Source organism: Sphaerisporangium aureirubrum (assembly GCF_042658925.1).
GTDB classification, from domain to species: domain Bacteria; phylum Actinomycetota; class Actinomycetes; order Streptosporangiales; family Streptosporangiaceae; genus Sphaerisporangium; species Sphaerisporangium aureirubrum.
Genome location: NZ_JBHSRF010000089.1, coordinates 25095 through 35501, shown reverse-complemented (window position 1 = coordinate 35501; position 10407 = coordinate 25095). Strand labels below are relative to the sequence as shown.

The window sequence follows — 10407 nt, the reverse complement described above, 5'->3', positions numbered from 1 at the left end:
GGGGCGGCGGGGGTGGGGGAGCTGCGGGCGGGGGTGTTGTCGGTGCGGGGGGAGCCGGTGGTCGTCGGTGAGGTGGGGGCGGTGCAGCGGGTCGCGGGGGTGTTCAGGGAGGGGCTGCGTTCAGCGGCGGACGTGTTGCCGCCGGGGGAACGTGGGTTGTTGCCGGGGCTGGTGGTGGGGGACGTGTCACGGATGGAGGAGCAGGTCAGGGAGGATTTCAGGACGGCAGGGCTCAGCCATTTGACCGCGGTCTCCGGCGCCAATCTCGCGATTCTCGCCGGGGTGGCCCTGGCGGTGGGGCGCGGGGTGGGGTTGCCGTTGGCGGGGCGGGCGGTGCTGGCGGTGGTCGCGATGGCGGGGTTCGCGGTGATCGCCAGGCCGTCGCCGAGTGTGCTGCGGGCGCTGGTGATGGGGTCGGTGGCGGCACTGGCCCTCGGGACCGGGCGGTCCAGGGACGGGGTGGCGGCGCTCTCGGTGACCGTTCTCGGCCTGGTGCTGTTCGACCCGGCGCTCGCCAGGGAGTACGGCTTCGCGCTGTCGGTGTTCGCCACCGCCGGCATCCTGGTGCTGGCCCCCCGCTGGCGGGACCGCATGGCCCGGCGGATGCCTCGCTGGGCGGCCGAGGCGGTCGCCGTCGCCGCCGGGGCACAGGCGGCGGTGACCCCGCTGCTGGTCCTGATGTCCGGCGAGCTCAGCCTGGTGGCGATCCCCGCCAACCTGCTCGCCGCCCCCGCGGTACCGCCCGCCACGATCCTGGGCTTCGCCGCCGCCGCGCTCGCCCCGACCAGCCTCGACGCGGCCCGGCTCCTTGTGCACCCCGCCGGCTACGCCGTGAGCTGGCTCATCTGGGTCGCCCGCCAGGCCGCCGCGATGCCCAGCGCCACCCTGCCCTGGCCGCCAGGCCTGTTCGGCCTGTTACTGCTCCCGGTCGCGGCCGTCGCGGCATGGTTCCTGCTCCGCCGCCCGCTGCTCCGCCTGGCGGTCTGCGCCGTCGTCGCGGCCCTGATCGTCTGCGCCGTCCTGGTACGTCCGGCCCTGGCCCCCTGGCCCCCGCGAGGCTGGCTGTTGATCGCCTGCGACATCGGCCAAGGGGACGCCCTCGTGCTCAACGCCGGCGAGTCACGCGCGGTGGTCGTCGACACCGGCCCCACCCCCGCGCCTGTCGACCGCTGCCTACGCGATCTGGGAATACGCCAGATCCCTCTCCTCGTCCTCACCCACCCCCACGCGGACCACGTCGGCGGCCTCACCGGCGTCATCCGCGACCGCCGGGTCGGCGCGGTCCTCGTGAGCCCTGCCGACAGGTCGGGATATCGGGAGGCTGGGCCGGTGTCCGATCGTGGCCGCGCGGTCGGTACGGACGGCGTCGGGCCGGGCAGGCGGCCGGGGCATCAGGATGCCCGGTCGGTGCCGGACCTTCGTCGTCTCGGGGTTCCCGTCTGGACGGCCACCACGGGCATGTCCTGGCGGATCGGCCGCACCTCGCTGACCGTCCTGGGGCCGGAGCCGGACTCCTTCACTCCAGGTCCGGGCGAGGGGTCGACCACCAACAACGCCAGCATCGTCCTGCATGTTCGATGGCCGACCGGCTCCGCTCTCCTCTGCGGTGACATCGAGACCGAGGCCCAGGCCGCGCTCCTGCGCCAGGGACTTCTCCCGGCGGACATCCTGAAGGTGCCCCATCATGGCTCCGCCCGGCAGGATCCTGCGTTTCTCGCCGCGTCGCGTGCCCGTGCCGCTCTCATCAGTGTCGGCACCCCCAACGACTACGGCCACCCCGCGCCGCGCACGATCGCCCACCTGACCACCTTGGGCATGCGTATCCACCGGACCGACCGTGCTGGGGACCTGGCGGTCATCACGAACGGTCCGGGTCTGGCGGTGGTGCACCGCCGCCGTTGAGCCTGGCGACGTAGTGACAATAAGTGACCTATGCTTCACTATGTATGGATGGTGGCCGAGTTGGTGCTGTCCTACCTCAGAGTCCTCACGTGGCCACTGGTCGTCGTTCTCGTGCTCCTGCTGTTCCGCAAGCAGATCGGCCGCCTCGTGGGCTCGATCAAGGAAATCGAGGGCTTCGGCCTCAAGGCGACGCTCGGCGAGCAAGTGGCCGACACGGCGGCACAGGCCGAGCAGGCGCTCGACGACTATCCGTTCGTGAGGGCCGAGGACGCGACGGCTCCTCTGCCGGGGGTTCTAGCCCAGGTCGCGGACGCGCTCGAAGCGGCGCTGCGCGTGAGTGAGGTCGGATACGGCTCGTATACGGTGTCCGGCACGGGTGGGCCGTTGAGCGAGGCCAGATCACTGATGGATGAGCTGGACGCGACCCTGGCCGGCATCCTGATCGCCGTCGACCTGCGGGTCGCTCAAGAGGGCCGGCCCGATCTGTCGGCGTGGCCGATCCGGAGGGATGTCGCCGCCGTCGAGACTCATCTGGTCCGTCTCACCGGTTACCGCGGCTGGGGCGGCGTGGTGCTGGCCCGCAATCGCCTGCGGCTGACGTTGTCCGTGGTGTGCGTCCAAGGGGAGCGGACAGTTGGACCGCAGGAGGCCAGGAGGTTCACCGCGGTCGCGCGGAACGTGGTGCGGCGCCTGCACGAGCTGGCCCGGACGGTGATCGCTTCGGCGGAGCGTGCCGGGGACGGGAGGCGGTACCAGTGACGCGCCCGCGTGCCGGAGCTCGCCGGGGCGGTGGGGGTCAGAGGGTGGCGTGGGTGGGGGTGTGGAATTCGGTGTCCAGGTCGGCTGCGTAGACGGAGCGGTCGCAGGGGGCGCAGCGGTAGAGGATGGGGCCTTCGTCCAGGGCGGAGCCGCAGCGGGGGCAGCTGTGACGGTGCGGGGCGGAAATCATGGACGTTCACCTCCTTCCTCGTGTGGTCTTCACCTGCAGAATGCCCGAGCATACCTGCAGGTGAATTGCCGTTGACTTGCAGTGAGACACACGGTTGCGCATGTGTGTCGTGGGACCAACGGGATTGCACAATTTTACCTTTTACCGGGGGGCGGTAGAGGGATCTCGGGAGTGGTCGTGCGACGGGGTGGGGTGGGGCAGGGGTGCTGCCGGGGCAAAAGCGAAGTGCCGCCAGAAGTTCTGGCGGCACTTCGTCAGGAAGTGTTCCTCCGGACCCGGGGAGGGTGGAGGCCGCGCGGGGAGGGTGGCCGCGCGGCCCGGGGGGTTAGTTGATGGTGAGGGTGAAGGTCGAGGTGGTGTTCTTGATGTTCTGGAAGTTGTTGCTCATGCGGAGGTTGTTGAAGACGGCGTTGCCCACGGCGGGGCCCTGGCCGGGTTCGGGGAGTTCGTTGACCCAGATGCCGAAGCCGGACTTGGCGTCGAAGGCGTCGCCGCTGCGCTGGGCGCCGGTGATGGAGACGTTGGTGAAGATGGTGTCCTTCACCGGGAACTGGGGCTGGCCTCCCACGTAGTTGGTCTGGAACATGATGCCGCTGTAGGTGGGGTCGACGATGTCCACGTCGGTGACGCGGATTCCCTGGAAGACCTTCGAGGCGGAGAAGATCCAGATGCCGGGGAAGGTCTGCGAGCCCCAGAAGTGGCCGCCGGCCCGGATGATCGAGATGTTCTCGAACCTGGTCGGCGGGTCGGCGCCGAAGCCGTTCATCGCGTACCCGAAGTCCAGCGAGCTGATCGTGATGCCGGAGTAGGTCAGCGTGTCGGCGATGTAGATGTTGCGGAAGGTGTTGGCGTACCCGCCGTAGACCGCGATGCCCGCGGCCCGCCAGGGCAGGATGGCCGTCAGGTTCTCGTAGATGTTGTTCTTCTCGTCGGCGCCGCCGGCGTCGATCGCGGAGAACAACGCGAAGCTGTCGTCACCGGTCGACCTGGCCTCGTTGTTGCTGACCAGGTTGTCGGTGCTCCCGTTGGTCATGTTGACGCCGTCCGCGAACAGGTCGCGGATGCGGGAGTTCTTGATGGTGACGAAGTCGGTGTTGGCACCCCAGTAGAGGCACACCGTGTGCTCGTTCCAGATGTTGTCGATCACCATGTTGGCGACGTTGGCGAAGTCGAAGACCTTGCCGGGTCCATCGATGCGCGAGGTGTAGTTGCCGAAGAAGGCGAAGTTCGCGAACGTCGAGCCGTTCGCCGACGCCTCGGCCCGGAAGCCCGCGTCGGTGTTCTCCTGGGTGGACGGCGTGTAGAACCGGGTGAACCACGGCCCGGCCCCGACGACCTTGACGGCCTTGCCGTACACCTGGAACTTGTTGCTGGTCTGGTAGTCGCCCGCGGGCAGGTAGACGCCGGTCAGCGTGCCGGTGGTGTCCATCCGCACCCGGTCCAGCGCGTTCTGCACGTCCTGGTGGGTGAAGCCCGCCGGGACGGTGTACCGCGCGGGGTCGGGGTTGGCGATCGGCGACACCTGCTCCAGGTTGACGAAGTCGATCGCGTAGGTGTGGGAGTTGGCGGCGTCCTTCTGCAGCCGGATCTTGCTGCCCGCCGGGACCGTCGTGCCGAGCAGCACGTTGGCCTCGTCGTAGATGTGCCGCGGGCCGCCGGCGCCAGGCGAGTTGCCCGGGGAGGCCTCGGCGCCGTACAGCCACGCGTACCGGGAGGTCAGGTTGATCGGCTTGAGGAAGGTGCCGTTGACGTAGATGTTGAGGGTGGAGTTGATCCCGCCGCCGCCGGGGGCGTCCGGGATGGAGAACCGCGTGACCAGCGTGTTGGTACTGGCCTTGGTGGTGAACTCGACGTAGTTGCCGTTGCTGTTGAGCGTGACCGCCCTGCGGCCGGACGCCTCGCCCGCGACGTCGCCGATGGTGCGGTTCGGCCCGACCACCTGGGCGCCGCCGCCGACCACGCCGTCCTCGGCCTCGTACATGTCGTACGGCATGTTGGCGCCGCGCCCGACGAAGAACGGCTGGTTGCTGGTGTTGTTGGCCTGCTTGACCGGCAGCTCGTTGCCGTCGTTGGCGAGCACCGTTCGCACGGTGTACTTGCCGTTGGCGGCCGTCCAGGTGCCGAGGTTGACCGGCGACGCGGTGGCTCCGGCGGCGATGGCGCCGCTGTAGGACCCGGTGAGGGTGCGCACCACCGAGCCCGCGTCGTTGAGGACGGTGAGGGTGATGCCGTGCGCCCCGCCCGCCGACGCGATGTTGCCCTGGTTCCTGATCGCCACGCTGAAGGTCACGGTGTTGCCGTTGGCCGGGTTGCTCGGCGACCAGCTGGTGTTCGCGACCAGGTCGGAGCTGTCGACCGGCCGCACCACCAGCGGGGACGGGCTGGTGTAGGAGTTGTTGGTGTCGTTCTGCTCGATGACGGTGCCGCCCTCGTCGACCTTGGCCGTCAGCGCGTACGTCCCGGCGTCCCTGGTCCCGATGCCGGCGGACACGGTGGCGGTGGCCCCGGCGGCGAGCGCGCCCACGGCGGCGGTGCCGACCTTGGTGGTGGCCAGGTAGAAGTTGACGTCACTGGCGGGGCTCGCCGCGTTCCCGATGTTGCGCACCGTCGCGGTCAGCGTGACGGCGTCGGTCTCGACCGGCGAGGCGGGCGAGGCGGTGAGGGCGGTGACGGTGAGGTCGGGGTTGGGGGCGGGTGTGCCGATCACCTGGAACTCGGCGACCTGCCCGGCCGGGGCCCCGGAGTTGGACGTAATGCGCAGCTGGACGTCCGCGATCCGCCCGGAGACCGGGATGGTCACGGTGTTCCCGCTCGCCGGGTTGAAGGTGTACACGGCCGCCGCCGACAGGCTGGTGAACGACGTGGAGCTCTGCTCCCGGCCGAGCACCTGGACGGTCTGCGTGCGGGTGCCCCACGAGGAGTCGGGGTTGAGCTTCAGCACGACCGAGGAGACGTCGGCGTTCGCGCCGAGCTGCACGGTCAGCACGCTCGGGTACGCCCCGCCCGCGCCTTCCCAGTAGGTGGCGGTGTTGTTGTCGTTGGCGTTGGCCGCCACGAACGTGAAGACCGAGGACGAGGCGGTGATGGGCTTGCCGACCGCCATGTTGGAGCCGCCGCCGCTGCCGTTGCGGGTCACGACGTTGCTGTTGGACGACTGGTTGCCCGCCGCGTCCTTGGCCCGCACGTAGTACGACACGGTGGCGGTGCCGGGCTGGCTGTCGGTGTAGGTGAGCACGTTGCCCGCGACGCTGGCGCGCAACGTGTTGTTGGCGTACACGTCGTACCCGGTGACCGCGACGTTGTCGGTGGACGCCGACCAGGTCAGCCGGATCTGCCCGGAGCCGGGCTCGGTGTAGGCGAGGTTCCCCGGCGGGGTCGGCGCCTGCGTGTCGCCGGTCGACCCGGTGCGGGTCACGCTGTTGCTGTTGGGCGACTGGTTGCCGGCGGCGTCCTTGGCCTTGACGTAGTACGTCACCGTGGCACTGGCGGGCTGGGTGTCGGTGTAGGTGAGCACGTTGCCGGCGACGCTGGTGAGCAGGTTGTTGTTGGCGTACACGTCGTACCCGGTGACGCCGACGTTGTCAGTGGCGGCCGACCAGGTGAGGCGGATCTGCCCGGTGGCGGGCTGGGTGTAGGCGAGGTTGCCGGGCGCGGTCGGCGCCTGGGTGTCACCGGTGCTCGGGCCGTACGCCTCCACCTCGGACAGCTGCCCGGCGGGCCAGCCGGTGTTGGCCGTGATGTTCAGCCGCAGGTACCGGATGGTGGCCGCGGTGAAATTGATCGTCACCGTGTTGTTGCTCGCCGGGGCGAAGGAGTACCCGGCCGAGGCCACGATGTCGGAGAATGACGAGCCGTTGGTGCTTCCTTGCACCGCCAGGGTCTGGGTGCGGGCGCCCCACCCGGCGGTGGGCAGCTTGAGCACGACCTTGTTGACGCCCACCGCGGAGCCGAGGTCGACCTGGATCCACTGCGGGAAGGCGTTGTTGGCGCTCTCCCAGTACGACGCCTGGTTACCGTCGCCCGCGTTGGCGGCCACGTAAGGCGCGCTGGTGCCGCTCGCGGTGAACTGCCTGCCCAGGGCGAGGTTGGAGCTGGAGGTGGCCGCGCCGTAGACCTCGATCTCGGCGAGCTGGGCGGCGGTCCAGCCGGTGTTGGCCGTGATGTTGACCCGGACGTAGCGGGTGGAGGTGGCGCCGAAGTTGACGGTCACGGCGTTGCCGCCGGACGGGCCGAAGGCGTACCCGGCCGAGGCGACGATGGTGGAGAAACCGCTGCCGTCCGAGCTGCCCTGGATCGACAGGGTCTGCGTCCTGGCCTCCCACCCCGGTGGAAGTTTCAGCACGACCTGGTCGATGGAGGTGGCGGCGCCGAGGTCGACCTGCGCCCATTGGGGGAAGGTGCCGCCGGAGCTCTCCCAGTACGTCGACTGGTTGCCGTCGTTGACGTTGCCGGCGCTGTAGGGGGCGTTGGTGCTGCTGGCCGTGGCGGTCTTGCCCGCCGCCAGGTTGGGACCGCCCGCCGCGGAGACCGGTGTGACCGGCCACCCCAGCACGAGCAGGCCGGCCGCCAAAAGGGCAGCGACCAGCCGTGATACCTGCTTCGTTCTCATTTGCGATCTCTATCTCTCGACGGATGGGGGGCAGGCGGATGCACGGACGCAGTGCGCTCCAACCGGAAGTTGCGGAGAGAAGAAAGGAATAGAGCAGTGTCTTGCAAGATTCTTGCAGGGTGTTGGCCAAAGGTTACATACGTGCTACGGCCGCGTCAACGGGTCGGTAAGGGCGGCTTTCCCGGGTTGTGAAGGGCACGGCCCAGGGCCCCGCGGCCGGGTTGCCGCCGCGAGGCGCGGACGTGGGATGCTGCTGCCATGGCGACGGACGCGGCACCGGTCACCCTCGTGATCGGCGACGAGGAACTGCTGGCCGACCGGGCGATCGGCGCGGTGGTCGCGGCGGCCCGGGGCGCCGACCCCACCTCGCAGGTGCACGACCTCACCGGCGGCAAGGTCGAGTCCGGGGAGCTGACCCGCCTGACCTCACCCTCGCTGTTCGGCGACCGCTCGGTCATCGTGGTCCGCGCCGCCCAGGACCTCGTCAAGGACGTGATCGCCGAGTTCGTGACCTACGCCAGGTCGCCGTCCCCCGACGCCGTCGTGGTGCTCGCCCATCCCGGCGGCGTGAAGGGCAAGGCCCTGGTCGACGGCCTCAAGAAGGCCGGCGCGGCCGTGGTGACGGTCACCAAGCTGACCAAGCCCGGCGAACGGCTGGACTTCATCCGCGCCGAGATGCGCGCCTCCGGCCGCACCATCGGCGCCGAGGCCGCGCAGGCCCTGCTGGACGCCGTGGGCAGCGACCTTCGCGAGCTGGCCGCCGCCTGTTCCCAGCTGGCGTTCGACACCCCGGGCAAGGCCGTGAGCGAGGCCGCCGTCGCGCGCTACCACCGGGGCCGGGCCGAGGTGTCCGGCTTCACCGTGGCCGACAAGGCCGTGGAGGGCCGCCTCGGCGAGGCCCTGGAGCAGCTGCGCTGGGCCCTGTCCACCGGCGTGGCCCCCGTCCTGATCGTCAGCGCCCTCGCCGGCGGCGTGCGCTCCCTGGCCAAGGTGGGCGACGCCCCCCGCAACCTGCGCGGCGGCCAGCTGGCCGGCCACCTCGGCATGCCCCCCTGGAAGGTCGACCGGGTCCGCCGCCAGCTCAACGGCTGGGGCCCCGAGGGCCTGGCCAGGGCCATCCAGGCCGTCGCCGCCGCCGACGAACAGGTCAAGGGCGGCGGCACCGACCCCGCCTACGCCCTGGAACGCACCGTCCAGGTGATCGTCGCCAGCCGCACCGGCCGCTAGCACCGCCCCCGCGACCCACCGCGCACACCGCCGTACGGCGGCGCCGACTGGTCAGGTGCTGGGGATGGCTTCGGCGGGGGAGCGGGGTGGGACGAGGGCGCCGTCGTGGAGTTCCAGGACTCGGTCGGCGAGGGTCAGCAGGGCGGGGTCGTGGGTGGCGACGAGGGCCGTCACGCCTTCGCTGCGGACCACGGCCCGGAGGAGTTGCATGATCTGGCGGCCGGTCCCGGAGTCCAGCTGGCCGGTGGGTTCGTCGGCGATCAGCAGGCGGGGGCGGTTGGCGAGGGCGCGGGCGACCGCCACTCGCTGCTGCTGGCCGCCGGAGAGTTCGTACGGACGCTGGTTGACGTGTTTCTCCAGGCCGACCATCGCCAGCAGCACGCCGATGCGCTCCTCGCGCTCGGCCACGGGCGTGCGGGTCAGCCGCATCGGCACCCCCACGTTCTCCGCGGCCGACAGCACCGGGATCAGGCCGAACGACTGGAACACGAAGCCGATGACGTCCCGCCGCAGGCGCAGCAGCTCGGACTCGGGCAGGTCGGTGACCACGTTCCCGGCCACCACGACCCGCCCGGCGTCGGGGCGGTCCAGGCCGCCCACCTGGTTGAGCAGCGTCGTCTTGCCGGACCCCGACCGGCCGCGCACGGCGACCAGCTCGCCGGGGTGGACGCTGAAGGACACGTCGCGCAGCGCGACGACCTCCTTCGGCCCGGTCCGGTAGACCTTGCGCAGCCCTTCGACGGTCAGCAGCGGCTCGCCGGAAGGTTCGTGGTTCATTCGGTGTCCTCACCCTGTGGCCGGTCCGGCCACACTCCGATGTGGTCGCGTTCCAGCTCCAGCCGCACCCGCCGCTCCATGCCGAGCGTCCCGGTGAAGTCCCTCGGCAGCTGGAGCCGCCCGACGCGGTCCAGCACCGCGTACTCCTCGGCGATGATCTGCCCGTCGGACGACGCGCGGCGCAGCGTCTCGCTGCTGGTGCGCCCGTCGCGGATGCCCACGGTGCGGTCGACCTGCTCCGACACCAGCGGGTCGTGCGTGACGATCACCGAGGTGACGCCGAGCTCCCGGGTGGCGCGGCGCAGCGCGGCGAACACCTGCTCGGAGTTCTCGCTGTCCAGCTCGCCGGTGGGTTCGTCCGCCAGGATGACCTCCGGCGTGTTGGCCAGCGCGACGGCGATCGCCACCCGCTGCTGCTCCCCGCCGGACATCTCGTTCGGCTTGCGGTCCGCGCAGTGCCCCACCCCGAGCAGGTCCAGCAGCTCCGCCGGGTCCGCCCCGCCGCGGTTGCGGGCCAGCCGCACCGGCAGCCGCACGTTCTCCCTGGCGGTCAGGTACGGCAGCAGGTTGCGGGCCGTCTGCTGCCAGATGAACCCGACGACCTGGCGCCGGTACCGCAGCCGGTCCTTGGCCGTCATGGACAGCAGGTCCGTCCCCGCCACCCGGGCGACGCCCGCGGTGGGGATGTCCAGCCCGGACAGCACGTTGAGGAGCGTCGACTTGCCCGACCCGGACGCGCCGACGATGGCGATCAGCTCGCCCTTGTCGACGAGGAGGTCCAGGCCCTGCAGCGCCACCACCTCGACGCCTTCGGTCTTGTAGATGCGCACCAGGTTGTCGCACAGGATGTGCGCGTGCTCACCGAAGGCCGGCCGATGCTGGACGGCCCGCGCCTCCAGCTCCGACAGGTCCGGTGCGTCGAGCTCGGTCGGTGTGTCCAACT

General features: G+C 70.7%; 7 protein-coding genes. 3 read left to right on the top strand and 4 right to left on the bottom strand.

Annotated elements, in window-relative coordinates; genetic code table 11:
- A partial coding sequence (locus tag ACFP1K_RS35385; RefSeq protein WP_380761748.1) for a ComEC/Rec2 family competence protein occupies window positions 1-1902 on the top strand: 1902 nt, incomplete at its 5' end.
- 48 nt (window positions 1903-1950) lie between these two features.
- Window positions 1951-2661: a hypothetical protein gene (locus tag ACFP1K_RS35380; RefSeq protein ID WP_380761746.1), complete on the top strand. Its 711-nt coding sequence runs from the start codon at window positions 1951-1953 to the stop codon at window positions 2659-2661.
- A 37-nt stretch (window positions 2662-2698) separates the two neighbouring features.
- Here the strand turns inward: ACFP1K_RS35380 and ACFP1K_RS35375 are convergent, their stop codons facing one another.
- A complete protein-coding gene (locus ACFP1K_RS35375) occupies window positions 2699-2851 on the bottom strand; it encodes a hypothetical protein (protein WP_380761742.1) in 153 nt (50 codons plus the stop codon).
- A gap of 325 nt (window positions 2852-3176) precedes the next feature.
- The gene (locus ACFP1K_RS35370; protein ID WP_380761740.1) at window positions 3177-7460 is read right to left on the bottom strand and encodes a discoidin domain-containing protein; all 4284 of its coding nucleotides are present in this window, start codon (window positions 7458-7460) and stop codon (window positions 3177-3179) included.
- Window positions 7461-7718: 258 nt separating this feature from the next.
- On the opposite strand from ACFP1K_RS35370, the gene holA reads away from it, so the two are divergent.
- Window positions 7719-8687 carry a DNA polymerase III subunit delta gene (gene holA, locus ACFP1K_RS35365; protein WP_380761737.1) on the top strand — a complete coding sequence of 323 codons (969 nt, stop codon included), beginning with the start codon at window positions 7719-7721 and terminating at the stop codon, window positions 8685-8687.
- Window positions 8688-8738: 51 nt separating this feature from the next.
- Here the strand turns inward: holA and ACFP1K_RS35360 are convergent, their stop codons facing one another.
- Window positions 8739-9464 (bottom strand): ABC transporter ATP-binding protein, encoded by a 726-nt coding sequence (locus ACFP1K_RS35360; RefSeq protein WP_380761735.1) that lies wholly within the window; start codon window positions 9462-9464, stop codon window positions 8739-8741.
- Entirely contained in the window at window positions 9461-10405 is a 945-nt protein-coding gene (locus ACFP1K_RS35355) for an ABC transporter ATP-binding protein (protein ID WP_380761733.1), read from the bottom strand. The genes ACFP1K_RS35360 and ACFP1K_RS35355 overlap by 4 nt, the downstream gene beginning before the upstream one ends.
- Window positions 10406-10407 lie beyond the last annotated feature (2 nt).

Bases quoted from the DNA above. Each gene is read 5' to 3' on its own strand.
- ACFP1K_RS35380 (WP_380761746.1), top strand. From the start codon at position 1,951: ATGGTGGCCGAGTTGGTGCTGTCCTACCTCAGAGTCCTCACGTGGCCA.
- ACFP1K_RS35375 (WP_380761742.1), bottom strand. From the start codon at position 2,851: ATGATTTCCGCCCCGCACCGTCACAGCTGCCCCCGCTGCGGCTCCGCC.
- ACFP1K_RS35370 (WP_380761740.1), bottom strand. From the start codon at position 7,460: ATGAGAACGAAGCAGGTATCACGGCTGGTCGCTGCCCTTTTGGCGGCC.
- holA (WP_380761737.1), top strand. From the start codon at position 7,719: ATGGCGACGGACGCGGCACCGGTCACCCTCGTGATCGGCGACGAGGAA.
- ACFP1K_RS35360 (WP_380761735.1), bottom strand. From the start codon at position 9,464: ATGAACCACGAACCTTCCGGCGAGCCGCTGCTGACCGTCGAAGGGCTG.